A 25,051-nucleotide genomic window follows, 5' to 3' on the forward strand; every position below is an offset into this window, starting at 1 on the left:
CGGGACGGGGACCGTTGTGGTCCGTTGACGGCCGAGCGGTCGGGAACCTGGCGCGCCATGCCGTGGCGGAGTTCGGCCGGATCGGCGTCTGGGTGAACAACGCATTTACGGTTGGACTCCACGCCACGCGACCCCTCGGAGACCGTCCGTACGTCCGTACGTGTCCGTGTCGCGGATGTGGGAACTCTGCGGCCATGGACGTATGGACATCGCCTGTGATCGACCGCTCCCTGACGGCTCTCGCCCAGGGCTACGCCTGGCTGCCCGGCCTGCTGCACGAGCGCCCCGACGGCGCGGCGCGCACCCGCGTGCTGGGCAAACCCGCGCTCGTCGTACGCGGGCCGGACGCCGTGCGGTTCTTCTACGACGAACACAACGTGCGCCGCGAGGGCGCCCTCCCGCCACCGGTGCTGAGCACCTTGTTCGGCCACGACGCCGTGCACACGCTCGACGGGGGCGCCCACCTCGCCCGCAAGGAGTTCTTCCTGCCGCTGCTGCGGGCCGACCGGATCGCCTGTCTGGTCGAGCACGTCGTTCCGGCCTGGGACGAGGCGGTACGCGAGTGGAGCGGGGCCGACCAGATCGTGCTCTTCGACGCGGCGAGCGTGGTCCTCACCCGCGGCGTGTGCCGCTGGGCGGGCGTCCCGCTGGACGAGGGCGCCGGAGACACGGAGCGTCTCGCCCGTGACCTGGTCGCCATGGTCGACGGCTTCGCCACCGCCGGGCCCCGGCACTGGCGTGCGCGGCGTGCCCGAAGCCGTCAGGAGGAGCGTTTCAGCCGACTGGTGGAGGATGTCCGCTCGGGCCGGGTCCTCGCACCCGAGGGGTCGGTGCTCGCCTCCGTGTGCCGGCACCACGAGGCCACCGGCGAGCTGCTGCGCCCGCATACGGCCGCCGTCGAGCTGCTGAACGTCGTCCGCCCCACCGTCGCGGTCTGCTGGTTCGTCGCCTACGCGGCGCACGCGCTGCACCTGCGGCCCCACCAGCGCGAGCGGCTGCGTGGCGGCGACACCGCCTACACCGCCGCCTTCGTCCACGAAGTGCGCCGCTTCTACCCGTTCGTGCCGTTCCTCGGCGGCCTCGCCGTCCGGGACCTGTCCTGGAAGGGCGTCCCGGTGCCTTCCGGCGCGATGGTTCTGCTCGACGTCTTCGGTCAGAACCACGACGAGGAACTGTGGGGCGACCCCTACGTCTTCCGGCCGCAGCGGTTTTTCGAGCACCCGGTCGGGCGTGACGAACTGATCCCGCAGGGCGGCGGCGAACCGCGCAGCGGACACCGCTGCCCCGGCGAGGGCCTGACCATCGGACTGCTCGAAGCCCTCGCGCTGCGCCTGGCCGGCCTCGAATACACCGTTCCCGACCAGGACCTGAGGATTTCGTTGCGGCGCATTCCGGCCCGTGTGCGCAGCGGCTTCGCCGTGCGGGACGTGCGCGCGCCGAGCGAGCGGAAGCTGACGGCCGTGTGACATCCACGGCCGGGACGGGCCCGGTCGCGCGTCGGTCGGGCCCGTCCTCCGCGCCGGCTCACGGGGTGCCGCCGTGAGCGGACGACAGGGGCGTCAGCCGTCGGCCGGGCGCACAGGGCCGCTCGGCCCGGCGCCGCGCCTGGACGACTGTCCGTTCCGGAGCATGTGCAGCACTGCCCGTTCGACGGGTCCATGAGTGGCGGGGACGCCGCAGGCGCCCTCGTCGCCGAGGTGAGGCAGGGCTGCGGCGACCGTCACGCCCTCCTCGTACAACTCGATCACCCGAGGGTTGATGTAGGAGGCGCGGCAGACTGCGGGCGTGTTGCCGAGATACCCGGCCACCTCGCGCGCCGCCCGGGCGATGGCCCGGCGCCGGGCGCTCTCGCTGCGCGCCGCGGGCTCGGAGACGGCCAGGGCGACGGCGGCCATGACGGTGGCGTGCCAGGTGCGGAAGTCCTTGGCCGTGATGTCCAGGCCGGCGATCTCCTTGAGGTACGCGTTGACGTCGTCACCGGTCACCGCATGCCAGGATCGCCGCTCCCAGTACGCGAAGACCCGCTCGTCGCCGCCCCGGCGGCGCAGCAGCGCGGTGAGGCAGCGGCAGGCGGCGGGGTCCGCGACGCTCCGCACGATCTCTTTGCCGTGCTTGCCGGTGTACGTGAACGAGACGGTGCTCGCTTGGCAGCGCGAGTGCTCGCGCAGCAGTGTGGTGAGGCCGTAGCTGTGGTTCAGTTCGGTGTAGCGGTCGCTGCCGATGCGGAAGAACCCGAGGTCGAGCAGGCGTACCGCAGTGGCCACGACCCGCTGCCGGGTCAGCCCGCGCTCGCGCAGATGTCTGTCGACGGCCTCCCGTAGCGCGGGCAGGACCTCGGCGACGTCGAGCACGTGCTCGTGTTTGGCCTGCTCCTGCTGGGCACGGAACTGCGGGTGGTAGAGGTACTGGCGGCGGCCGGCCGCGTCGGTGCCGACGGCCTGCAGATGCCCGTTGGCCCTGGTACAGATCCACACGTCCCGCCAGGCCGGCGGTATGACCAGATCCCGGATCCGGGCCAGTTGGACCGGATCACGCAGCGGCTCCCCCCGGGCATCGAGGTAGCGGAAGCCCCGTCCGTGGCGGACGCGGCGGAAGCCGGGGTCGACGGGGCGACTGTGGTGAAGACGCATCCGATCTCCTGCTCGATCTTCCCTCGTCGAGTGCCCCGAGCGGGCTTCCTCATGCCGTCGCGCCCCGGGAGTCAGCCCTCGATCCCGGTGGCGGAGTCGGAGGCCCCGACCGGCTTGGACCCCGGCGATCCGCGGCGCCTCAGATGGATGGCGACGACGGCCAGGGAGGCGACGGCGAGCAGTTCGGACTGCCAGTTCTGCGGGGTGCGGCTCCAGTGCACGCTCGCATCGCGTCAGTCGCAGCGTGACACTGTCGCGCCGCTCCGACGGCGTTCCGCACGCAGTGGAAGACGGGAGGACGACCACCGCCACGGCGCCCCGGCCGAACCACCGTCCTGACATGGGGCCTCCCGTGTGGCATCGGGCGGCATCGGGTCGCCCCGACCGTACGCTCACCGAGGAGGCAGGCGTCGTTCGGCGGCCGCAACCGATCGAGGTCCGTCCGGGCGTGCCGGATCAGTCGAAGGCGGTCACGACCCGCACGACGACGGGGCCGGGTGAGGCCGTCGGCGGCCGACGGCGGCTGTGCCGTCGGCCCGGCCGCTGCCGGCGACAGTCGGGCGGAGGGGTCCGGCGGTCCGGGCGGACCGCATCGGGTTCGGTCCTTCCTGGCGGCGGTGGTGGGTCGGCACAACGGCGGCCGTGGCTCGGCACAACGGCAGCCGTGGCTCGGCACAACGGCAGCCGTGGCTCGGCACAACGGCAGTCGTGCCGTGGCCGGTCATACCGTTTCTCCGGCGGATGCGGTGTCCAGGGCGCGGGCGGCGCGTTCGACGTGCGGGGGCAGCGGGCGACGCGCGCCCAGTGCGGCGGGCAGACGGGCGAGGGTCTCGCGCAGTGCCCGGCGCGCGTGGGGATCGCGGCGGGCGTCGGCGGCCAGGTCCCGGGTGCGGGCCAGCGCGTAGGGCAGCGGCCGGCGCAGCCACGCGGTGAGCAGGGCGTTGCGCAGGACGGCGACCGGGCGGCCGGTGCGCGGGGAGGGGTCTGGATGATGGTGGGCGACGACCTCGGGGCAGTGGGTGACTCCCCAGCCGCGGGCGGCGAGGTCGTAGGCCAGCAAGGTCTCCTCGCCACCGAAGAACAGCACCGGGTGGAAGCCGCCCGCGTCGAGGTAGGCGCTGCGGCGGACGACACAGGCGCAGGCCAGGAAGCCGAGAATTTGCACGCCGGGGAGATCGGTCGCCCGGCCGAGGGGGGAGGCGGCGAGCACGTCGTTGAGCGGGTCGGATGCGGCGGCGGGTCCGACGAGGGTGTGCGCGGAGAGCAGGCCCAGGCGCGGGTGGGCGTCGAACACGTCGGCCGACCGGCTCAGGGCGCCCGGCGCCCACCAGGAGTCGTCGTCGCTGAAGGCGACGTACGGGGTGTTGAGGGCACGCACCCCGACCGTGCGGGCGAGGGCGCCGCGATTGGCGGACAGGGCCACCACGTCGACACCGGGGAAGTCGCGGGTGAGCATGTCGCGGGTGTCGTCGTCGGAGGCGTTGTCGACGACGACGACCGGCGGCCGCTCGGGGAGGTCGAGGAGGTGGCGCAGGGTGCGCGCGAGCGAGGGCGCGCGGTTGCGGGTGGCGATGACGACGCCGACGGAGGCCCGGTTCATGACGGGCCGGGGAGTCGGTCGAGGGCTTCCAGGACGTCCCCGGGCCGGATGCGCAGAAGGGCCGGATCGGTGCGTCGCCCGTGGGGATCACCGTCCCCGCCCGGATGCCACAGGACTTGGTGGCGTCGATGGGCCGGCGGGCCCCAGAGACTGGGCGGCACTGGTCCGAAGAGGGTGACCGAGGGGGTGGCGTGGGCGACGGCGAGGTGGGCAATGCCGGTGTCGCCGCTGACCACCGTGCGGGCTCCGGCGACCAGCGCGGACAGCCGGCCGAAGGGGAGGCCGCCGCCGAACACGTCGGTGTCGGGCAGCCGTGCCGCCTTCGCCAGCCGGGCCACCAGATCGCCCTCGTCCGCTCCCCCGGTGACCACGACTCGGTGGCCGCGCTCGCGCAGGGCGGCGGCCACGGCGGCGTAGCGGTCGACGGGCCAGCACCGCGAGGGCGCTCCGGCGCCGGGGTGCAGGACTGTCGCGCCGGGGGCCGGTGAGGCGTCAGATGGACACGGCAGGCGCAGGTCGGTCGGGTCGGCGGGGATGCCGTACGCCCTGAGGAAGCGGCACCAACGGTCCCGTTCGTGTTCCTCGGCGTACCAGGGCGGCCCGTCGATCTCGGGCGTGTCGGGGTGGGCGAAGGCCAGGAGCCTGCCCGGTCGCAGGCACTGCACGAGCCGGTGGCTGGGTGGGCCGTTGCCGTGCAGGTCGACGCCGAGGTCGGGCGGTGGGCCGGTCCAGTCGAGGCGGCGCGGTACCGCACGGCCGGGGGCGGAGGCGGGAAGCAGCCGGTCGACGGCTCCCGTCGCGGCGGCCACCGGGGCGAGTTCCCCGGGGGCGGCCAGCACCAGCTCGTGGCCGGGGAAGGCCCGGCGCAGTGCGCGCAGCGCCGGGACGGCGGCCAGGAGGTCGCCGAGCCCCAGGGCGCGCAGGACGAGCAGCCGGGGGCGCGCGTTCATCGGGCCGCCTTCCCCGCCTGGGCCCGCTTCCCGGCCCCGGCGACGATCACCGTCGAGGAGCGGCCGTCGAGACAGGGCGGCGGGACCGCCTGCCCGTTCCACTCCTGGAGCAGCGCGGCCTCGGGCAGGTCGGCGCCGGAGTAGTCGCCGCCCTTGACCCAGATCTCGGGGCACAGGCCGGCCGGCAGCCGTTCGGGGGTGTCGTCGTCGGACACGGCGACGGCGTCGACGCAGGACAGCGCGTCGAGCACCCGGACACGGTCGGACAGTGGGTTAACGGGCCGGTCGCGGCCCTTTCGACGCCTGACCGACGATTCGGAGTCGACGCGGACGACGAGGCAGTCGCCGAGCCGTCGGGCGGCCTGGAGCAGCCCCACGTGCCCGGCGGGCAGCACGTCGAAGCAGCCGCCTTCGGCGACGACCGTGCCACCGTCGGCGCGTACGCGCCCGACGAGGTCGCGGGCGTCGACGGCGTCGGTGGGCAGGGTGATCAGGGTGGCCTCGCGGCCGTCGCGCGCCGCGAGATACGCGGTGAGGGCGGCGCCACCCGGCCGCGTCCGCTGTGCGCGGTCGGCGATGACGGGCACGGGAGCGTCGGGGGCGAGGCGCTCGACGGTGCCCGCCAGGTCGCGGTCCAGCGGCGCGTCGCCGGCGACCACGAGCGGAGCCTTACGGGGCACGTCAGCTCTCCTTCCGTTCGAAGGCGGCGTCGAAGGCCGCGCACAGCATGTGCACCGCGTCGAGATGGAGTTCCTGGACGGTCGCGGCCGAGCCGGCGTCGACACACAGGGCCTCGTCCCTGCCGGCCGGCAGCGGGTTGGGCGCCGCCCCGGTGAGCGCCCACACGTGTCCTGCTCCCGCAGGCGCTGCGGCGGGACCTCGACGACGGAGCCGGGCCGGTCGAAGGTGCGGGCCCGGCCGAGGCGGTCGGGTGCTCGGTCCGGCGTGACCGGGAAGACGTAGGTGTGCGGTCCCTGTACGAAGGCCGTGGTCCATGACGCGTGCACGTGCCAGAGCAGAGTCCTCATGTCTCCTCCCTCAGCTTCTCCACGGCGGCCACCACGTCGTGGCCGGTCACCGACTCCAGGCACGGGTGGCCGGGTACGGGGCAGGTGCGGGCCCTGCTGTCCGCGCAGGGCGCCAGCTGGTCGCCGAGCAGCACGTACGGCACGCCGTACGGCCGCCAGCGCTCGGCCGGCACGACCGGCGCGAAGAGCGAGACGACGGGGGTGCCGACGGCGGCGGCGAGGTGCGCCGGTCCGGTGTTGCCGGAGACGACCGCGTCGGCCCCGGCCAGCACACCGGCCAGTTCGTCGGGACCGGTACGGCCGCCGAGGTCGAGGCCGTGCTCGCCGGCGACGAAGGCGGTCAGGTCCCGTTCGTCCGGCCCCCCGGTCACCACCACCCGGTGCCCGGCGGCGGCCAGTTCGCGCACGGCGTCGGCGCTGCGCTCACAGCTCCAGGCGCGGGCGGGAACACTGGCACCCGGATGCACCACGACATACCGTCCCGGGCCGGTCACCGCGGTGGTGGCGGGCGGGGGCAGCACCCGCAGCCGCCCGTCGTCGACCCGGGGGAATCCCGCGGCCTCCGCGAGGTCGAGCGCGGCCTCCGCCTCGTGGGCGTGCGGCGCCCGGTGGTGGCGTACGTCGAGCAGTGATCCTGGATAGTCCTCGCTGTCGGCGGCGATGTGTCCGACACCGGCCAGGCGCAGCAACAGGGCGGTGGGCAGCGGTGACTGGTGGAAGGAGGTGAGGACGACGGCGGCGTCCGCGTCGATCGCGTCGACGAGCAGCTCCACCTCGCCGCGGCCGACGGGCGGAGGGTCGAGACCCACCCAGGGGGCGTCCCAGACGAGGATGTCGTCCACGTCCGGCAGCAGACGGGCGGCCGGCGCGCCGCGCGGCCCGACGAGCAGGGTCACGCTGTCCGCGCGGGCGGCGACGGCTCGGACGGCGGGTCCGGCCAGCAGCACGTCGCCGAAGCTGTCGAGCCGGACGACCAGTGCTTTCATCGGAGCCTCCCGCCGGTTTCGCAGGCGGTCTCGATGGGCCGTTCGTCGACGAGGACGCGGCTCTGGGGCGGTCCTGCCAGTACCGCGCGCACGGCGGTGAGGAGGTCGGGCGCCACGTGGTCCGCGCTCGCCGTCTCCTGCGTCCGCGTCTGCGGGGTGGGTACGAGGACGCCGTGCGCGCCCGCCCGGCGTGCGGCCTCGAGGCCGGCTCCGATGTCGCCGATGACGAGGCAGGCGGCGGGTTCGGTGCTCAGGCGGCCGGTCGCCGACAGCACGAGGCCCGGTTCGGGCTTGCGGCAGGTGCAGCCGCCGTCGGGTCCGTGCGGACACACCGCCCACACATCGAACGGACCCAGGAGCTCGTCTACGCACCGGTTGACGCGGCGGACGCCGGCGGTGTCGGGGGACGCGTCGGCGAGGGCGGCGACCGGGTCGTGGAACAGGGCTTTGGCGCCGAGGACGCGCATGGTGAGTGGCTCCGTCCCTAAGGAGAGGGTGCTGCCCTGGGCTGCGAGTGCCGGCCGAGGTTGTCTCACACACTTGGAGACAGCGCGCCTGCGGGCAACCGCTGGCACCAGCGCGGACCGCTCGGGCGCTGCCCCGGACGTCAGGGCGGCTCAGTCGTCGGAGGCGGGCTGCTTTGGGGGGAGCGGGCCTGTGACGTCCGTCCGCATGTCCGCGTCGGGCGCGACGCGTCGACTCAGGCTGCCGCCGAACGGGTGAACCAGTCGTCGTGCGTTCCAGCCCCTCGCTCCACCCGACCCGCCGTTGCCGGCCGAGCCGCTCGCGCACGAGCCGGGTGCCGGGCCGACGACGCGTGGGGTCGTCGGCGGGGCGCTCGACGAGACGGATGCGGGAGGGAGCCGGTGAGGTCGACGATCCGGCGGGCCAGGCCGAGCATCGTGATCTCCTCGCCGCCGCCGACGTTCACGAAGCCCCCGACACGCCGGCAGAACGAGCGTCAGATCAGCGTCGAGATTGCCTGTGCCGTCTGTACGAGCACCGGAGAACAGCACCTGGCCATTCCCTGCCCACTGCCGAAAGCCCAGGTCAGCCATGTGCGGCCTGGCAATCGGCGCGCTCCACGGCGTGCGCTTCGCGAAACAGGCGGGCACAGGCCGGCCACACATGATCACCAGGGCAGACCGCAGGTCAGAACGCCTTCGCAGCAGGCTCCAAAATCGCCACGCACTCCACATGATGAGTCATCGGGAACAAATCAAAAGCCCGCAAAGTCCGCACCCGATACCCCCCCTCCCGGAAGTACCCCAAGTCCCGCGCCAGCGCCGCCGGATCGCACGCCACGTATGCGATCTTGCGTGCCCCGAGCTTCACCAGCTGCTCGACCGTCTTGCGTCCCGCGCCCGCGCGTGGCGGGTCCAGGACGATCAGGTCGACCTCGGTGATACCCGTGCGCGGCAGAACCGCCTCGACCTTGCCCTGTTCGATGCGGACGCGGTCGAAGGCGGCGAGGTTGTGCCGGGCGTCCTCGACCGCGCGCTTGCCCGACTCGATGCCGAGGACCGCGCCCTTGTCGCCGATCCGGTCGGCGAGGGCGCCCGCGAACAGGCCGACGCCGCAGTAGAGGTCGAGGGCCATGTCGCCCTTGCGCGGCAGCAGGCCCTGCATGACCGCCTTCATCAGCGTGTCCGCCGCCATCGGGTGGACCTGCCAGAAGCCGCCGCTGCCGACCCGGTACGTACGCCCGTCGGCACGCTCGCGGACGAACGCGCGGCCGTGGACACGGTGGATGCCGCCGTCGTGCTCCTCGACGCGCATGACGGAGACGGGCTTGTCGAGCTCGACCAGGGGCAGGCGGGCGCCCGGCTTCGGCTCCAGGATGACCATGCGGTCCTGCGATCCGGTCGCGGCGATCGCGTCGACGGACTCCATCCCGGCCCAGTCACGCTGCTCGATGCCCAGCTCGCTGACACCGGCCGCCGCGATCATGCAGTGCTCGATGGGCTCGACCTCGTGCGAACGGTGGCGCCGCAGCCCGGCGTTGCCGTCCGCGTCCACCGCGTACTGCACCCGCGTACGCCACTGGGGAACCTCGCCCGGCGGCAGTTTGTCGCCCTCGGCCGGCATGACCGTGCCGTCCCAGCCGGCCTCCTCCGGGGTCAGCCCGGCGAGCCGCTGCAACTGTTCGGTGATGACCTCGCCCTTGAGGCGGCGCTGGGCGCCCGGCTTGGCGTGCTGCCAGTCGCAGCCGCCGCAGCGGCCGGGGCCGGCGTACGGGCAGGGCGCCTCGACCCGGTCCTTGGACGCCGTCAGCACCTCCACCGCGTCCGCGCGCAGGAACCGCGCGCCTTCCTCGCCCTCGGTCACCCGGGCCACGACGCGCTCACCGGGCAGCGTGTGCCGTACGAAGAGCACCTGCCCGTCGTCCGTACGGGCGACGCAGTGGCCGCCGTGGGCGACGGGCCCGACCTCGACCTCGTACTCCACTCCCGCCAGCGATTTCTTGGGTTCTGCCTGCATGGCGGGGTAACTCCAGGGGAGAGAGAAAACGGAACGGCCGGACAACAGCCCACCAGTCTACGTGGGCGCCGCCCGACCGCTCACCACAAGCCCGCGCCGGACCCGGATGCCGGGACCGTCAGTCCTTCGCGCCCGATTCCCGCGTCCGCTCCTCGGCGGGCCCGCGCCGGACGGATCCGGGGGCGTTCCATTCCTGCCGCTTGCGGGCCCGCTTCTTGGCCACCTCGGACGACTGGAGCTGGTAGGGCACCGACGTCACCATGACGCCCGGGGTGAACAGCAGGCGGCCCTTGAGGCGCAGCGCGCTCTGGTTGTGCAGCAACTGCTCGTACCAGTGGCCGACCACGTACTCCGGGATGATCACGGACACGGCGTCGCGCGGCGACTCCCGGCGCAGCCCCTTCACGTACTCGATGACCGGCCGGGTGATCTCCCGGTACGGCGAGTCGAGCACCTTGAGCGGCACGGTGATCCCCCGTCGCTCCCACTCCTCCTGCAGCGCCTTCGTCTCGACTGGATCAACATTGACGCTGAGCGCTTCCAACGTGTCGGAACGCATCAGCTTCGCGTACGCGAGCGCGCGCAGTGTGGGCCGGTGGATCTTCGAGATCAGGACGACCGAGTGCACCCTCGACGGCCGTACGCTGTCGTCGCTGGGGCCCTCCGGGGCCGCGATCTCCTCGGAGACGCGGTCGTAGTGCTTACGGATGGCGGTCATCACCGCGTAGAAGATCACCATGCCGAGCAGCGCCACCCAGGCACCGTGCGTGAACTTCGTACCGAGTACGACGACCAGCACGAGGCCGGTGAAGAAGGCGCCGAAGGTGTTGATGGCGCGGGAGCGCATCATCTGCCGACGCTTCGCCTGGTCCTTCTCGGCGGCCAGGTGGCGGTTCCAGTGCCGGACCATGCCGGTCTGGCTGAGCGTGAAGGACACGAACACGCCGACGATGTACAGCTGGATGAGGCGGGTCGAGTCCGCCCCGTAGATCCACACCAGCAGGATCGCCGCACCGGCGAGCAGCACGATGCCGTTGGAGAAGGCGAGCCGGTCGCCGCGCGTGTGCAGCTGGCGCGGCAGGTAGCGGTCCTGCGCGAGGATCGAGCCCAGCAGCGGGAAGCCGTTGTACGCGGTGTTGGCGGCCAGGAAGAGGACCAGCGCGGTGGCGGCGGCGAGCAGGATGAAGAAGAAGCTGCCGTCACCGAACACGGCCTCGGCGACCTGCGAGATCACCGGGTTCTGGACGTATCCGGAGCCGACCGCCACTCCCTTGTCCAGCAGGTCGGTGGCCGGGTTCTCGGCCATGCGCACGTTGGTGGCCATGGCCAGCACGATGATCCCGCAGAACATCGTGACGGCGAGGAGGCCCATCGCGGCCAGCGTGGTCGCCGCGTTCTTGGACTTGGGCTTGCGGAACGCCGGCACACCGTTGGAGATGGCCTCGACGCCGGTGAGCGCGGCGCACCCGGAGGAGAAGGCGCGCAACAGCAGGAACACGAGGGCGAACCCGGCGAGGCCCTGGTGTTCGGCCTTGATCGTGTAGCCGGCGGTGGGCGCGTGCATGGTGTCGCCCAGCACCAGGCCACGGAACGCGCCCCACGCGATCATGACGAAGACGCCCGCGACGAACACGTACGTCGGGATCGCGAACAGCTTCCCGGACTCCTTGACGCCCCGCAGGTTCATCAGCGTCAGCAGCACGATGACGGCGACCGCGCACAGCACCTTGTGCTCGACGACGAAGGGGACCGCGGAGCCGAGGTTCTCGATGCCGGAGGCGATCGAGACGGCGACGGTGAGCACGTAGTCGACGAGCAGCGCGCTGGCGACCGTGAGGCCGGCCTTGGGGCCGAGGTTGGTGGTCGCCACCTCGTAGTCGCCGCCGCCGCTCGGGTACGCGTGCACGTTCTGCCGGTAGGAGGCGACCACGGTGAACATCAGTACGACGACAGCGACCGCGATCCACGGGCTGAAGTGGTACGCCGACACGCCCGCGATCGACAGGACCAGCAGCACTTCCCCGGGAGCGTAGGCAACGGAGGAGAGCGGGTCGGAAGCGAAGACGGGGAGAGCGATGCGCTTCGGCAGCAGCGTTTCGCCGAGCCGATCACTGCGCAGTGCGCGCCCGATCAGGATCCGTTTGGGCACGTCGGTCAGTTTGGACACGGACAGGATCGTAAGCTCCCCGACTTGTTCTGGGCACATCCGGGTGACATACGGCCGGTCCGCGGAGTGAAATCCCGGCATGCGAGACAGGTGGATACACCCGGAACGGCGTCCTCATGGCTATATGACGAAATCACAGAGATCTTTATGCCCCCTTTACCCCCTCTCTTCCCAGGAGCCCACATGCCGCATCTCGCCGCGGAGCTGATCGGCGCCGGCGTCACCCTCGTCGCCGTTGCCCTCCTGACCCTGGCCAGCGTCCGCAGCATCAGCCGCAGGCAGGGGACCCGCGACCAGACACGGGCCGCACACGGGGTGCCCTCCGTCGACCGTGCGTGTGAAGCTTGGACAGGGGTCTGAGACCCTGTCCAAGCCAAGTCAACGGATCGGAAGGACGGTCGTGCACATCGTCATCATGGGCTGCGGCAGAGTGGGTTCCGCTCTCGCGCAGACCCTGGAGCAACAGGGGCACACGGTCGCCGTGATCGACCATGACCCCACCGCCTTCCGACGACTGGGCTCCGGGTTCGGCGGCCGTCGCGTCACCGGAGTCGGCTTCGACCAGGACACCCTGCGCGAGGCGGGCATCGAGGAGGCCGGCGCCTTCGCCGCTGTCTCCAGCGGTGACAACTCGAACATCATCGCCGCCCGGGTGGCCCGCGAGATGTTCGGCATCGAGAACGTCGCGGCCCGCATCTACGACCCCCGCCGCGCCGAGGTCTACCAGCGCCTGGGCATCCCGACCGTCGCCACGGTCCGCTGGACGGCCGACCAGATGCTGCGGCGGCTGCTGCCGTCCGGTGCGGAACCGCTGTGGCGGGATCCCACCGGGGGCGTCCAGCTCGCCGAGGTGCACGCGTCGTCGGCCTGGGTGGGCCACAAGATCAGCAAGATGCAGGACGAGACCGGCGTGCGCGTCGCGTTCCTCACCCGGCTGGGCGAGGCGGTACTGCCCAGCTCGCAGACGGTGCTGCAGGAAGGTGATCTGGTGCACGTGATGATGCGTACGGACGACGTCGAGAAGGTCGAGGCGTCCTTCGCCGAGGGCCCTGAAGAGGAGGCCGGTCACTGATGAGGGTCGCCATTGCCGGTGCCGGTGCCGTCGGCCGCTCGATCGCGGGCGAGCTGCTGGAGAACGGCCACGAGATCCTGCTGATCGACAAGGCCCCCACGGCCATCTCGGTCGAGCGAGTCCCCCAGGCGGAGTGGCTGCTGGCCGACGCCTGCGAGATCACGTCACTGGACGAGGCCGCGTTGCAGCGCTGCAACGTCGTGATCGCCGCGACGGGCGACGACAAGGTGAACCTGGTCGTCTCCCTGCTCGCGAAGACCGAGTACGGCGTTCCGCGCGTCGTCGCCCGCGTCAACAACCCCAAGAACGAGTGGCTGTTCAACGAGTCCTGGGGCGTGGACGTGGCGGTCTCCACGCCGCGTCTGATGTCGGCCCTGGTCGAGGAGGCGGTGAGCGTCGGCGACCTGGTACGCCTGCTCCGCTTCAGCCACGGCGACGCGAACCTCGTCGAACTGACCCTCCCCCCGGAGTCGGCGCTGGCCGGCACCCAGGTGGGCGACGTGGAGTGGCCGGAGGACACGTCCCTGGTGACGATCATCCGCGGCACCCGGGTCCTGACCCCGTCCCGGGAGGACTCCCTGGAAGCAGGCGACGAACTCCTGTTCGTAGCCGCCCAGGCGAGGGAGGAACAACTGGAGGACCTCCTGTCGGTACGCAGGGAAGAAGCCCCGAGCTGATCCTTTCAGCCCGCCTGGGGGTTCCCCTCTGGGGGAGTGAGGACGAGCGCCTTCGGCGCGAAGGGGCGGGCTGGGGGCACGACCCCCAGACAGGACGGGACGGGTAGGGGCGGCGGGGGCGAAACACCCCGACGCCCACCCCCACGCCCCCTACTCGGAAGAAGCCGCAGCCTTCCGCGCCTCCTCCGCCCGCTCCTCCGCCTCCATCTCCGCGAACACATCGATCGGCGCCGGCGCCTTCGCCAGGAACACCCACGTGAGCCACACGGCCAGCAGGAACGGCGGAATCTTCAACGCCACCAGCACCCACCCGAGCGACGCCGTGTCCGCCCACCAGTACAGCGGGAAGAGAATCGCGCACTTGGCGAGCAGGATCAGCCCCCACGCCCAACTGGCCTTCGTATAGGCCTTCTTGCGCCCCGGATTACGGGTGCGCCAGGAGAGGTTCTCCTTGAAGACCGGGCCGAGGATCAGCCCGAGCAGCGGCATACCGGCCAGCGTCGAGATGATGTACGCCAGCGACAGGCCCAGCGTGTAGAGCATCCCGGGCAGATAGAAGTTCTTGGCGTTGCCCGTCATCATCGCGAAGGCGACGCCGAAGGCCACGCCGAAGACCCCACTGAAGGCGTGCTTGACGGTGTCCTTCATGACGAGGCGCACCACGACCAGCAGCACGGAGACGCCGAGGGCCGCGATGGCCGATGCGCGCAGGTCCTTGTTGATCGTGTAGATCGTGACGAAGAGCAGCCCCGGCACGACCGTCTCGATCATGCCCCGCAGACCGCCGAACGCCTCGAAGAGCGCGGCCTCGGTCACCGCCCTGGAATCGTGCTGGGCGTCTTCGGTCGGCTTGTCGAGCGACGTCACCGGCTACTCCCGTCCGAGAGGTCTCAGTTCGTATTTCGGATTGAACAGCACACGGCGGCCCCGGCTCATCGAGATCCGGCCCGACGCGATCAGCTTGCGCCCTGGCTCTATCCCGACGATGGACCGTCTGCCGAGCCACACCACGTCCAGCGCGGCCGAGCCGTCGAAGAGTTCGGCCTCCAGGGCCGGAACCCCCGCCCTCGGCCGCAGCGTGACCGTGCGCAAGGTACCAGTAACCGTCACTATCTGTCGGTCGTGGCAGTCACCGATGCGCGTACAACCCGTGATCACGGTGTCCTCGCGCAACTCCTCGGACTCCAGATCCTCCTGTGACGAGGAGAGCCGGTCGAGCATGCGCCGGAACCGGCCCACCGGCTTCTCGGAACGAGGAACAGCACTCATACCTGAAGCGTACCGGCGCCCACCGACACCGACGTACGCCGGGAACACGTCCCCGGCCGGGGACGGCCCTCACCTCTCGAACCGGTATCCCATCCCGGGTTCGGTGATGAAGTGCTTCGGATGCGAGGGATCCGTCTCCAGCTTGCGCCGCAACTGCGCCATGTACACGCGTAGATAGTTGCTCTCCGTGCCGTAGGAAGGCCCCCAGACCTCCTGGAGCAGCTGTTTCTGGCTGACCAGCCGTCCCGCGTTGCGTACGAGCACCTCCAGCAGATGCCACTCCGTGGGAGTGAGCCGTACGTCGCGCTCCCCCCGGTGGACCTTTTTCGCGGCCAGGTCGACGGTGAACCCGTCGGTCTCCACCAGGACGTCGTCCTCGCCGCTCCCGATGGGCTCGGCCCGGCGGACGGCCGCCCGCAGCCGGGCCAGCAGTTCGTCCATGCCGAAGGGCTTGGTGACGTAGTCGTCGGCGCCCGCGTCGAGCGCTTCGACCTTCTCGTCGGACGAGTGACGGGCGGACAGCACCAGGATGGGCACCCGGGTCCAGCCCCGGAGGCCCTTGATCACCTCGACGCCGTCCATGTCGGGCAGGCCCAGGTCGAGCACGACCACGTCGGGATGCCGGGCGGCGGCGAGTTCGAGGGCGGTGGCACCGTCGGGGGCCGCGTCGACCTCGTACTTGCGTGCCCTGAGGTTGATCACGAGGGCGCGCACGATCTGCGGCTCGTCCTCGACCACCAGCACCCGGGTCATGACACCTGCCTCTCCGACTCCGCCAAGTCCGCCGACACCGCTGCGGCGGCCGGCCCTTCTCCCACTTCTGTTCCCGCTGCCGCTCCCGCCTCGGCCGCTCGCACCGTCAGCACCATGCTGAGCCCGCCGCCAGGCGTGTCCTCGGCCTGGAGGGTGCCGCCCATCGCCTCGGCGAACCCCCGGGCCACCGCGAGTCCCAGACCCACCCCGGCTCCGCGCGGAGCGTCACCGTACCGCTGGAAGGGCTCGAAAATGCGGTCCTTCGCCTCGTCCGGCACGCCCGGCCCACGGTCCACCACCCGCACCTCCACCCGCTCGGCGATGGCGCTGGCGGCCACCAGAACCGGCTGGCCGCCGGGGCTGTACTTGACGGCGTTCTCGACCAGGTTGGCCACCGACCGCTCCAGCAGTCCGGGGTCGACCGCGACCATCGGCAGGGTCTCCGGGATGTCCAGCTCGACACTGCCCTCGGGTACGCCCCCCAGCGCCATCGGCACCACCTCGTCGAGGTCGATCTCCCTGATCAGCGGGGTGACCGTACCGGTCTGGAGCCGGGACATGTCCAGCAGGTTGCCCACGAGGTGGTCGAGCCGGTCGGCGCCGTCCTCGATGCCGGCCAGCAGTTCGGCCTGGTCCTCCTCGGACCACGCCACGTCGTCCGACCGCAGCGACGAGACGGCCGCCTTGATCCCGGCCAGCGGCGTACGCAGGTCATGGCTGACGGCGGCGAGCAGCGCCGTGCGGATCCGGTTGCCCTCGGCGAGGGTACGAGCCTGGTCCGCCTGGGACTGGAGGCGCCGGCGGTCCAGCACCACGGCCGCCTGGGCGGCGAACGCGGCCAGCACCCGCCGGTCGGCGGCGGGCAGGACCCGGCCGGAGAGCGCGAGCGCCATGTGGTCGCCGACCGGCATGTCCACGTCCGCGTCCTCCGGGCGCTCCACGGCCTGCCGGGTGCCGACGCTGCCCGCGCAGGTCCACGGATCGACGTCGCTCTCCCGTTCGAGCAGCGCCACCGAGTCCATGCCGAAGGTCTCCCGAACCCGGTCCAGGAGGGCCTCCAGGCTGGTCTCACCGCGCAGGACGCTGCCCGCGAGGAAGGAGAGGATCTCCGACTCGGCTCGCAGCCGGGCCGCCTGATGCGTACGCCGGGCCGCCAGATCCACCACGGACGCCACCGACACGGCGACCCCGAAGAAGATCACCAGGGCGACGATGTTCTTCGGGTTGGCGATGGTCAGCCGGTGGTACGGCGGCGTGTAGTAGTAGTTCAGCAGCAGCGAGCCGAAGGCCGCCGAGGCGAGGGCCGGATAGAGGCCGCCGAGCAGGGCGGCGGCCACCGTGAGCGTCAGGAACAGCAGCATGTCGTTGGCGAGGCCGAGGTCGACGGCGTTCAGCAGCAGCGCGAGGCACACCGGGCCGGCCACTCCGACCAGCCAGCCCCAGATGATCCGCGCCCGCCCGAGCCGGGCTCCCCGGGCCACGGGCAGCCCTCGTCCCTTGCCGGCCTCGTCGTGGGTGATCAGGTGCGCGTCGAGATCGGGCCCCGAGTCCCGGGCCACGGTCGCGCCGACTCCGGGTCCGAAGACGTACTGCCAGGTCTTGCGCCGGGAGACGCCCAGCACTATCTGGGTGGCGTTCACGCCCCGCGCGAAGTCCAGCAGGGCCACCGGGACGTCGTCCCCGACCACATGGTGAAACGTTCCGCCGAGATCTTCGACGAGCGTGCGCTGGTCGACCAGCTCCTTCGGCGAGGCGTTGGTCAGGCCGTCGCTGCGGGCGACGTAGACGGCCATGACCTCGCCGCCGGCGCCCTTCTCCGCGAGCCGCGCGGCCCGCCGGATCAACGTACGGCCCTCGGGACCGCCGGTCAGCCCGACGACGATCCGCTCACGCGAGCCCCAGATCCTGGAGACCTGGTGCTCGCTGCGGTACTCGGTCAGGTACTCGTCGACCCGGTCCGCCACCCACAGCAGCGCCAGCTCCCGCAGAGCGGTCAGGTTCCCAGGCCGGAAGTAGTTGGCGAGAGCCGCGTCGACCTTGTCGGACTTGTAGATGTTGCCGTGGGCCATCCGCCGCCGAAGGGCCTGCGGGGACATGTCGACCAGCTCGATCTCATCCGCACGCCGGACCACTTCGTCGGGGACGGTCTCTTGTTGACGTACACCAGTGATCGACTCAACCACATCACCCAACGACTCAAGATGTTGAATGTTGACAGTCGATATCACGTCAATACCCGCGGCCAGCAGCTCCTCCACGTCCTGCCAGCGCTTGGTGTTGCGCGAGCCGGGAATGTTGGTGTGCGCCAGTTCGTCCACCAGGGCGATCTGCGGTCGGCGGGCGAGCACGACGTCCACGTCCATCTCGGTGAAGACGGCTCCGCGGTAGGGCAGCTCCTTGCGGGGGAGCTCGTCCAGCCCGTGCAGCATCACTTCCGTACGCGGCCGGTCGTGGTGCTCCACGAACGCGACCACGCAGTCCGTGCCCCGCTCGACACCGCGGTGCGCCTCGGACAGCATCGCGTACGTCTTGCCGACGCCAGGTGCCGCACCGAGGTATATCCGAAACTTGCCGCGACCCATGGCCTCATTGTCTTCCCGTGTCCACTGCTCACGCAGCGTCGACCCTACGTCCAACAATGTCGACAAAAGGGACGAGAGGCAGGCCGGGGTACGTCCTTGACGCAACCCTGACGCCCAGCAGACGAAGAACGGCCCGTACCCCTGTTCGAGGGGTACGGGCCGTTCCGCGGAAGTTCCTAGCGAACCTCGGTGATCTCCGGTCCGCGCTGCAGCTGGCCCATGCCGCCGGAGAAGCGGGAACCGGCCTCCTCCTGCTGGACGCCCTCGGGCACCATCTGCGCGTCGTTCGGCAGCTTCAGGACGATCGGGTCGCGAGGCGCCATCGGCCCCTCGCCACGGACGACGACCGTGTCCCGGAAGATCTGCTCCAGCAGACCTGCGGCCTGCGGCTGCACGGCGCCCTGCCCGGAGATGACACCCCGCAGGAACCACCGCGGACCGTCCACGCCGACGAACCGCACGACCTGGAAACCGCCCGTGCCGTCCGGCAACTGCACCGGCACCTGCGCGCGCAGCTCCCAGCCCAGCGGCCCCTCGACCTCGTCGACGATGCCACCCTGCTGGGTGATGCCGCCGGCGATCTCCTCGCGCACCTCGCCCCAGATGCCCTCGCGCTTGGGCGCGGCGAAGGCCTGGAGCTGCACGGCGCTGTCGCGCAGCACGACGGTCGCCGCGACGATCGCGTCACCCGCGACCTCGACCCGCAGCTCCATGCCGTCGACCCCGGGCACGAACAGCCCGCCCAGGTCCACCCGGCCCTCGCCGGGCTCGCGCACCTCGGTGTCGTCCCAGGGTCCGTCGGGACGCGGCTCCGGCTCCAGCCGGACGCGCGCACGCGAACCCGCTACTTCGTCCGCCTCAGTGTCGACGCTGTCGACGACCTGCTCGGCCTCGCCGGCCGCGTCCTCGGCGGCACCCTTCTTGTTGCGACGTCCGAACACGTCACTGTCCTTCCCGGTCGGATACGGCCGAAGCGTATCGATTCCCACCCGTTGTGCCGCCTGCTGCGGCCTGACCGCTGTGAACGCTCGCACCGCCCACCGCGGCGTGACCGCCGGTGGACCCGAAGCCCCCCTCGGCCCGCGCCGAGCCGGGAAGTTCCGCGACCTCCCGGAAGCGGACCTTCTCGACCTGCTGGACGACCAGTTGGGCAATCCTGTCGAAGCGTTCGAATCGCACACGTTCGTGCGGGTCGAGATTCACCACGATCACCTTGATTTCCCCACGGTACCCGGCATCAACCGTCCCCGGGGCATTCACCAGAGCCACACCGCAGCGGGCGGCGAGCCCCGAACGAGGGTGCACGAAGGCCGCGTACCCGTCCGGGAGCGCGACAGACACGCCGGTGGGGAGAACAGCCCTTTCCCCGGGCGCCAGTTCGCACCCCTGTGTGGTCCGCAGATCGGCTCCGGCGTCGCCCGGCTGCGCGTACACCGGAAGCGGTACGTCCGGATCGACGCGTCGGATGAGGACGTCCAGGGGCTCGCGGCCCATGGGTGCGGTGCTCATGGGTTCACCTCGAATGCGCGGGCGCGCCGGACCTGGTCCGGGTCGCTCATGGCCGCCTGGATCTCCTCCGGGCGGCCGTTGTCGATGAAGTGGTCGACCTTGACCTCGATGAAGAGGGCCTCGGCGCGCACCGCGACGGGCCCGTCGGGGCCGCCGATGCGTCCGGTGGCGGTCGAGTAGATCTTCCGCCGGGCCACCGCCGTGACCTCGGCCTCCAGGTACAGCAGGGTGCCGACGGGCACGGGCCGGACGAACTCGGTCTCCAGCCGTCCGGTCACCGCGATGGTGCGCAGCAGCCAGTTCAGCGAGCCGAGTGTCTCGTCCAGCGCGCTGGCGAGCACGCCGCCGTGGGCGAGTCCGGGGGCGCCCTGGTGGGCGGCCCGCACGGTGAACTCGGCGGTGACCGTGACCCCGTCTCCGGCCCGGGCGGCGAGGTGCAGACCGTGGGCCTGCTCGCCACCACATCCGAAACACTGTTCGTAGTGGGCGCCGAGGAGCTCTCCGGGCGCGGGCGCGTCCGGGTGCCGCACGGGCGCCACGGCGTCGGCGGGAGGCTTCAGAGCTGCGGAAGGACCACTCACAGCCGCAGACCTTACCCGCGAGTCGGCCGTGGGCCGACACCATGCCAAGCTTGGCTCCATGCAGCCTTCCGCCTCCCCCTACGAAGAACGCCTCACGGCCCCTCGCTCCTGGTGGCTGATCTCGTTCCTGGTCGGCGTCTCCTTCGCCCTGATCATGCTCCCGTTCGGCACACTCCCCCTGCTCGGCGGCCTGGTCGGCGGCACAGCGGTGGCCGCGGTGGCCGCGAGTTCGTACGGCTCGATCCGGATCCGGGTCGTGGGTGACGCGTTGATCGCGGGCGAGGCGAAGATCCCGGTGGCGGCCCTGGGCGAGACGGAGATCCTGAACGCGGAGGAGGCGCGGGCGTGGCGCACGTACAAGGCGGACACGCGCGCCTTCATGCTGCTGCGCTCCTACATCCCCACGGCGCTGCGCGTCCAGGTCACGGACCCCGAGGACCCGACCCCGTACCTGTACCTGTCGACGCGGGAGCCCGAACAACTGGTCGCGGCGCTGGAATCGGCGCGGGCGGCTGCCGCGCGCGACGCGGGCTGAACCGGCCTGATTGGCGGCCCGGGAGCGTCGGCAAATTCTTCTTCGGCGGCGGGCAAAGACTTGCCCGCCGCGTGTACGCGCCCGGGTCGCCCACGCTCCCGGGGACCCTTACATCCCGAGTTCCTTCGGCAGGTTCCCGACGTCCAGGGCGTCCGCGGGCGGCTTCAACGGGGGCAGCTCCGGGAGCTGGTCCCAGGGGACCTGGAAGGTGCGCAGGTCCTTGCGGATGCGGTCCGCGAGCTTTCTGGTGTCCCGCCGGTTCATGACCGCGCCGACGGCGGCGCCCACCATGAACGGGATCAGGTTGGGCAGGTCCCGGACCATCCGCTTCATGATCTGCTGGCGCAGTTCGCGCTTCATATGGCCCCCGAGGGCCGAGTTGATCGTCGACGGCTTCGTCACGTCGATCCCGCGCTCACCCGACCACGAGTTCAGGTAGGCGGCACTGCGCTGCTTCAAACCGCCTGGTGGCCTTGCGCCGTAGACCTCGTGCAGTTCGGCGATCATTTTCAGCTCGATCGCGGCGACGCCGGTGATCTCGGCGGCCAGCTCGGTCGGCATGGCCGGCGGTACCGGCAGCATCGCCGCCGCTCCGATGCCCGCCCCGACGCTCGCCGTCGCGCTCGCGGCGCCCGCGACGAGTTTGTCCGCGAGTTGCTCGGGCCCGAGGCCCGGGAACTGCCGACGGAGAGTGGCGAGGTCGCGTACGGGGATACGCGGGGCGATCTCGATGATCCGGTCGGTGAGGTAGGCGAGGCCCGCCCTGGCCCGGCTGCCGCCCTTACGGACGCCTTCCCTGGCCTTCTGTCGTATCGCCGCCGTCCGCCGCCCCATGACGGGGACGGAAGGCTCGGCCGGCACCGGGAGGTCATCCCCGTGGTCGGCCGGCCCGGCAGCCGGTTCGAGCGAGGCCGATCCGGTGTCGGATGAGCCCCGCTCGTCGTCACGCACACCATGAGGGCCGTCCGACGGCCCATGGTCCGCTCCCCGGGAGGGGAAACGGCGCTTCCAAGGAGGGGTCGAGCCAGTCACGGCCGACCCTGCCTCAGTCGCAGTCGCGGCAGATCGGCTGACCGTTCTTCTCGCGGGCCAGCTGGCTGCGGTGGTGCACCAGGAAGCAGGTCATACAGGTGAACTCGTCCTGCTGCTTGGGCAGTACCCGGACGGCCAACTCCTCGTTCGAGAGGTCCGCTCCGGGCAGTTCGAGGCCCTCGGCGGCCTCGAACTCGTCGACGTCCACGGAGGAAGTCGACTTGTCGTTCCTCCGTGCCTTGAGTTCTTCAAGACTGTCCGAGTCGACGTCGTCGTCGGTCTTGCGTGGGGTGTCGTAATCCGTTGCCATGTCGCGCTCTCCCCCTCTGGGTGTCTGCGGTGTCTCAGCGCAGGTAACGCGTGAGAGGCCGGACTTGTGCCCGACCTGAGGCGGAGATTTTGCCTCACATCAAGGTCTGTTACTCAATCGACACCCAACCGACCCCCTCAGGAGAGATCAGCTTGGATGGCGATCGGGACCGTACACGGTCCGAATGCCACACTTCAAAGGCCCCCACCGTGTACTTCCCGTGATCAAGACCCCCGAAAACCCGGATTTACCGGGCCTTGCGGCGACCTGCATGATCACGGAGAGTGGAAGGCCCTAAATTCGCCCTTGTGATCGATCACACACGAGGTCGCCGGGAGGGTACCCCGGAAATTCCGCGCAAAGCGAACATCCTCGCGTGTCGGCGACATGATCTCAGATAGGAAGGGCGAATCGCATCACGAGTCCACCTCCTTCGCGCGGCTGGGCCGAGATGTGACCCCCGTGAGCGCGCGCCACAGAGCGCGCGATCGACAGGCCGAGGCCCACACCCTTGTCACTGCCCGTTCGTTCCGTACGCAGCCGCCTGAAGGGCTCGAAGAGGTTGTCGACCTCGTACGCCGGGACCACGGGACCCGTGTTCGAGACGACCAGCACCGCCTGTCCGTGCTGGACCTCGGTGGTCACCTCGACCCAGCCGTCCTCCGGCACGTTGTACCGCACGGCGTTCTGTACGAGGTTCAGCGCGATCCGCTCCAGCAGCACGCCGTTGCCCTGGACGACCGCGGGATCGCGCTTCCCCCGGAACACGACCCCCTTGGCCTCCGCCTCGGCGTGCGTCTGATCGACGGCCTGGGTGGCCACCTCGGCCAGGTCGACCGGTTTGCGCTCGACGATCTGGTTGTCACTGCGGGCGAGCAGCAGCAGCCCCTCGACGAGCTGCTCGCTGCGCTCATTGGTCGCCAGCAGCGTCTTGCCCAGTTGCTGCAGCTCCGACGGCGCCCCCGGATCCGAGAGGTGCACCTCCAGGAGCGTGCGGTTGATCGCCAGCGGCGTTCTCAGCTCGTGCGAGGCGTTGCCGACGAACCTCTGCTGAGCGGTGAAGGCCCGCTGCAGCCGCTCCAGCATGTCGTCGAGAGTGTCCGCCAGTTCCTTCAGCTCATCGTCGGGGCCGTCCAGCTCGATCCGGCGGGACAGGTCCGAACCGGCCACCGCACGGGCGGTGCGGGTGATCCGGCCGAGCGGTGTCAGGACGCGACCGGCCATGGCGTAGCCGAAGGCGAAGGCGATCACGGCGAGGCCCAGCAGCGTGATCAGCGAACGGCTGAGCAGGTTGTCCAGGGCGTGCTGGCGCTGCACGTTGACGCATTTGTTCATGGCGCTGTTGAGCTCGGTCGCGGTGGGCGAGGGCGGGAAATTACACGTGTCGCTGCCGACCTGACCAGCGATGATCTTGAAGGGCAGGTTGCTGCCCACGTTCAGCGCGTTCGCCGCGAACAGGTAGATGATCGACAGCAGCAGGATGCCTGCGATCAGGAACATCCCCCCGTACAGCAGCGTGAGACGTATGCGGATGGTCGGGCGCAGCAACGGGAACTGCGCCTGTGGCCGACGGGGGTCCCAGGTGGGTTTCGGGGGTGCCTGGGGAGGCGCGGGTGTCGTTGCCACGGCTGATCAGATCCGGTAGCCGGAGCCGGGCACGGTGACGATCACCGGCGGCTCACCGAGCTTGCGGCGCAGGGTCATCACGGTCACCCGTACGACATTGGTGAACGGGTCGGTGTTCTCGTCCCAGGCCTTCTCCAGAAGCTGCTCGGCGGAGACGACCGCGCCCTCGCTGCGCAGCAGCACCTCCAGGACGGCGAACTCCTTGGGCGCGAGCTGGACTTCCTTGCCGTCGCGGAAGACCTCGCGGCGGTTCGGGTCGAGTTTGATGCCGGCGCGCTCCAGGACGGGCGGCAGCGGCAGACTCGTACGCCGGCCGAGGGCACGCACGCGTGCCGTCAGCTCGCTGAAGGCGAAGGGCTTGGGAAGGTAGTCGTCGGCGCCGATCTCCAGCCCCTCGACCCGGTCACTGACGTCCCCGGAAGCGGTGAGCATCAGCACGCGCGTGGGCATGCCGAGTTCGACGATCTTGCGGCAGACGTCGTCGCCGTGCACCAGCGGGAGGTCCCGGTCGAGAACGACCACGTCGTAGTCGTTGACGCCGATGCGCTCCAAAGCCGCCGCACCGTCGTACACGACGTCGACGGCCATGGCCTCCCGGCGCAGTCCGGTGGCCACCGCATCGGCGAGCAGTTGCTCGTCCTCGACGACGAGTACGCGCACGTCGTTTGTCCTTCCTCGGGGTCGCCCGCGGGCCGGCCGGCACGTTGGCGGAAAACTGTTCGTGTGGTCAGGCCACCATCCTGCCGCTTTCGCCCGTAAACCGGTTGTAAGAGGCCCCCCGGCGATCACCGCACCGACCCTGCCGACGGCGGTGGGAAGAATTCTCGGCGGGTTGAGGTTTCCCTCGAACGAAGCGGGGGGAGGACGGTTTTACACCCCGCGATCACGCTCTGCGTGTGCCATGACACCTAGTGGTACACCGAACCGCTTCCGCAGAGCGGGCGTGGGTGTCCGGCACCGTCGCCGCCCAGCAGGGCAGCGCTGGGCACCCAGTTGGAGACGTGATCGCCCCTCCGGACGGCACACCCCCGTGCCATCGACCCACGACCCAGGACGAGGGGGCGCAGCATGGACGCATTCACCGCAGGACTTCTGCAGCGCATAAGGGCGACCGAGACCGACCTGACGCGGGCTCGTGACGACGGCGACGACTTCCTCGTCGAGGTGGAACAGGCCGAGCTCGACGACCTGCGCCGCCTCGCCGCCGAACACGGTGTGGAGGTCGGCGCGGCAAGCGTCTGATCAGCCGGCAGAATGAAAAAA

General features: G+C 70.9%; 26 protein-coding genes and 2 pseudogenes. 6 read left to right on the plus strand and 22 right to left on the minus strand.

Features of this window, described 5'->3' with window-relative positions; all coding sequences use genetic code 11:
• Positions 1–194 precede the first annotated feature (194 nt).
• Positions 195–1,466, plus strand: a complete 1,272-nt coding sequence (locus tag ADL01_RS20445) for a cytochrome P450 (RefSeq protein WP_053743464.1) — start codon at positions 195–197, stop codon at positions 1,464–1,466.
• Between the two features lie 93 nt (positions 1,467–1,559).
• On the opposite strand, the gene ADL01_RS20450 is transcribed toward ADL01_RS20445, so the two are convergent.
• From ADL01_RS20450 to ADL01_RS20485, 11 genes and pseudogenes are all read right to left on the minus strand, one after another.
• The gene (locus tag ADL01_RS20450) at positions 1,560–2,630 is read right to left on the minus strand and encodes a DNA topoisomerase IB (protein ID WP_053743465.1); all 1,071 of its coding nucleotides are present in this window, start codon (positions 2,628–2,630) and stop codon (positions 1,560–1,562) included.
• A 71-nt stretch (positions 2,631–2,701) separates the two neighbouring features.
• A pseudogene (locus ADL01_RS44805) lies at positions 2,702–2,845 on the minus strand (DUF6766 family protein); the annotation flags it as partial.
• Positions 2,846–3,351: 506 nt separating this feature from the next.
• Entirely contained in the window at positions 3,352–4,230 is an 879-nt protein-coding gene (locus ADL01_RS20455; RefSeq protein WP_053743466.1) for a glycosyltransferase family 2 protein, read from the minus strand.
• Complete coding sequence (locus ADL01_RS20460; protein ID WP_053743467.1) at positions 4,227–5,180, minus strand: glycosyltransferase family 9 protein; 954 nt, start codon at positions 5,178–5,180, stop codon at positions 4,227–4,229. The genes ADL01_RS20455 and ADL01_RS20460 overlap by 4 nt, the downstream gene beginning before the upstream one ends.
• Positions 5,177–5,860: an adenylyltransferase/cytidyltransferase family protein gene (locus tag ADL01_RS46380; protein WP_420719732.1), complete on the minus strand. Its 684-nt coding sequence runs from the start codon at positions 5,858–5,860 to the stop codon at positions 5,177–5,179. The genes ADL01_RS20460 and ADL01_RS46380 overlap by 4 nt, the downstream gene beginning before the upstream one ends.
• Position 5,861: 1 nt before the next feature.
• Complete coding sequence (locus tag ADL01_RS46385) at positions 5,862–6,026, minus strand: hypothetical protein (protein WP_234354735.1); 165 nt, start codon at positions 6,024–6,026, stop codon at positions 5,862–5,864.
• 2 nt (positions 6,027–6,028) lie between these two features.
• Positions 6,029–6,316, minus strand: a pseudogene (locus tag ADL01_RS47830) (glycosyltransferase family 1 protein); the annotation flags it as partial.
• Entirely contained in the window at positions 6,205–7,194 is a 990-nt protein-coding gene (locus tag ADL01_RS20470) for a glycosyltransferase family 9 protein (RefSeq protein WP_053743468.1), read from the minus strand. The pseudogene ADL01_RS47830 and the gene ADL01_RS20470, both read right to left, overlap by 112 nt.
• Positions 7,191–7,661, minus strand: a complete 471-nt coding sequence (locus tag ADL01_RS20475) for an HAD-IIIA family hydrolase (RefSeq protein WP_078960649.1) — start codon at positions 7,659–7,661, stop codon at positions 7,191–7,193. Before ADL01_RS20475 ends, ADL01_RS20470 begins: the two co-directional genes overlap by 4 nt.
• Before the next feature lie 685 nt (positions 7,662–8,346).
• A complete protein-coding gene (locus tag ADL01_RS20480) occupies positions 8,347–9,675 on the minus strand; it encodes a class I SAM-dependent RNA methyltransferase (RefSeq protein WP_053743469.1) in 1,329 nt (442 codons plus the stop codon).
• 118 nt (positions 9,676–9,793) lie between these two features.
• On the minus strand, positions 9,794–11,842 hold the full coding sequence (locus ADL01_RS20485) for an APC family permease (protein ID WP_053743470.1): 2,049 nt from the start codon (positions 11,840–11,842) through the stop codon (positions 9,794–9,796).
• Positions 11,843–12,025: 183 nt separating this feature from the next.
• Here ADL01_RS20485 and ADL01_RS44810 point away from each other — a divergent pair, with 183 nt between their 5' ends.
• Genes ADL01_RS44810 through ADL01_RS20495 form a run of 3 tightly spaced genes read left to right on the plus strand, consistent with a single transcriptional unit; the run spans position 12,026 to position 13,591 of the window.
• A complete protein-coding gene (locus ADL01_RS44810) occupies positions 12,026–12,202 on the plus strand; it encodes a hypothetical protein (RefSeq protein ID WP_159049587.1) in 177 nt (58 codons plus the stop codon).
• A gap of 40 nt (positions 12,203–12,242) precedes the next feature.
• Positions 12,243–12,914, plus strand: coding sequence for a potassium channel family protein (locus tag ADL01_RS20490; protein ID WP_053743471.1), 672 nt, complete (start codon positions 12,243–12,245; stop codon positions 12,912–12,914).
• Positions 12,914–13,591, plus strand: coding sequence for a potassium channel family protein (locus tag ADL01_RS20495; protein WP_053743472.1), 678 nt, complete (start codon positions 12,914–12,916; stop codon positions 13,589–13,591). Before ADL01_RS20490 ends, ADL01_RS20495 begins: the two co-directional genes overlap by 1 nt.
• Positions 13,592–13,741: 150 nt before the next feature.
• Here ADL01_RS20495 and ADL01_RS20500 read toward each other — a convergent pair whose 3' ends face one another.
• From ADL01_RS20500 to ADL01_RS20530, 7 genes are all read right to left on the minus strand, one after another.
• The gene (locus tag ADL01_RS20500; protein ID WP_053743473.1) at positions 13,742–14,458 is read right to left on the minus strand and encodes a DUF3159 domain-containing protein; all 717 of its coding nucleotides are present in this window, start codon (positions 14,456–14,458) and stop codon (positions 13,742–13,744) included.
• Positions 14,459–14,461: 3 nt separating this feature from the next.
• Positions 14,462–14,860 (minus strand): OB-fold nucleic acid binding domain-containing protein, encoded by a 399-nt coding sequence (locus tag ADL01_RS20505; protein WP_053743474.1) that lies wholly within the window; start codon positions 14,858–14,860, stop codon positions 14,462–14,464.
• A 69-nt stretch (positions 14,861–14,929) separates the two neighbouring features.
• Positions 14,930–15,613 (minus strand): response regulator, encoded by a 684-nt coding sequence (locus ADL01_RS20510; RefSeq protein ID WP_053743475.1) that lies wholly within the window; start codon positions 15,611–15,613, stop codon positions 14,930–14,932.
• Positions 15,610–18,195: a sensor histidine kinase gene (locus ADL01_RS20515; RefSeq protein WP_053743476.1), complete on the minus strand. Its 2,586-nt coding sequence runs from the start codon at positions 18,193–18,195 to the stop codon at positions 15,610–15,612. The genes ADL01_RS20510 and ADL01_RS20515 overlap by 4 nt, the downstream gene beginning before the upstream one ends.
• A 176-nt stretch (positions 18,196–18,371) precedes the next feature.
• On the minus strand, positions 18,372–19,136 hold the full coding sequence (locus ADL01_RS20520; protein WP_053743477.1) for a DUF3710 domain-containing protein: 765 nt from the start codon (positions 19,134–19,136) through the stop codon (positions 18,372–18,374).
• A gap of 1 nt (position 19,137) precedes the next feature.
• Positions 19,138–19,689: a dUTP diphosphatase gene (gene dut / locus ADL01_RS20525; RefSeq protein ID WP_053743478.1), complete on the minus strand. Its 552-nt coding sequence runs from the start codon at positions 19,687–19,689 to the stop codon at positions 19,138–19,140.
• An 11-nt stretch (positions 19,690–19,700) separates the two neighbouring features.
• A complete protein-coding gene (locus ADL01_RS20530) occupies positions 19,701–20,285 on the minus strand; it encodes a PaaI family thioesterase (RefSeq protein WP_053743479.1) in 585 nt (194 codons plus the stop codon).
• A gap of 58 nt (positions 20,286–20,343) precedes the next feature.
• Here ADL01_RS20530 and ADL01_RS20535 point away from each other — a divergent pair, with 58 nt between their 5' ends.
• Positions 20,344–20,820 carry a DUF3093 domain-containing protein gene (locus ADL01_RS20535; protein WP_053743576.1) on the plus strand — a complete coding sequence of 159 codons (477 nt, stop codon included), beginning with the start codon at positions 20,344–20,346 and terminating at the stop codon, positions 20,818–20,820.
• Between the two features lie 108 nt (positions 20,821–20,928).
• Here ADL01_RS20535 and ADL01_RS20540 read toward each other — a convergent pair whose 3' ends face one another.
• The 4 genes from ADL01_RS20540 to ADL01_RS20555 form a co-directional block, all read right to left on the minus strand.
• A complete protein-coding gene (locus ADL01_RS20540; protein ID WP_078960650.1) occupies positions 20,929–21,852 on the minus strand; it encodes a hypothetical protein in 924 nt (307 codons plus the stop codon).
• A 13-nt stretch (positions 21,853–21,865) separates the two neighbouring features.
• On the minus strand, positions 21,866–22,162 hold the full coding sequence (locus tag ADL01_RS20545; RefSeq protein WP_006380512.1) for a DUF4193 domain-containing protein: 297 nt from the start codon (positions 22,160–22,162) through the stop codon (positions 21,866–21,868).
• 393 nt (positions 22,163–22,555) lie between these two features.
• Positions 22,556–23,788 (minus strand): sensor histidine kinase, encoded by a 1,233-nt coding sequence (locus tag ADL01_RS20550; RefSeq protein ID WP_053743480.1) that lies wholly within the window; start codon positions 23,786–23,788, stop codon positions 22,556–22,558.
• A 6-nt stretch (positions 23,789–23,794) separates the two neighbouring features.
• Positions 23,795–24,448 (minus strand): response regulator transcription factor, encoded by a 654-nt coding sequence (locus ADL01_RS20555; RefSeq protein WP_006380516.1) that lies wholly within the window; start codon positions 24,446–24,448, stop codon positions 23,795–23,797.
• Between the two features lie 408 nt (positions 24,449–24,856).
• Here ADL01_RS20555 and ADL01_RS45440 point away from each other — a divergent pair, with 408 nt between their 5' ends.
• Positions 24,857–25,030 carry a hypothetical protein gene (locus ADL01_RS45440; protein WP_199834879.1) on the plus strand — a complete coding sequence of 58 codons (174 nt, stop codon included), beginning with the start codon at positions 24,857–24,859 and terminating at the stop codon, positions 25,028–25,030.
• Positions 25,031–25,051 lie beyond the last annotated feature (21 nt).

This window comes from Streptomyces sp. NRRL WC-3618, assembly GCF_001280005.1.
Classification (GTDB): domain Bacteria; phylum Actinomycetota; class Actinomycetes; order Streptomycetales; family Streptomycetaceae; genus Streptomyces.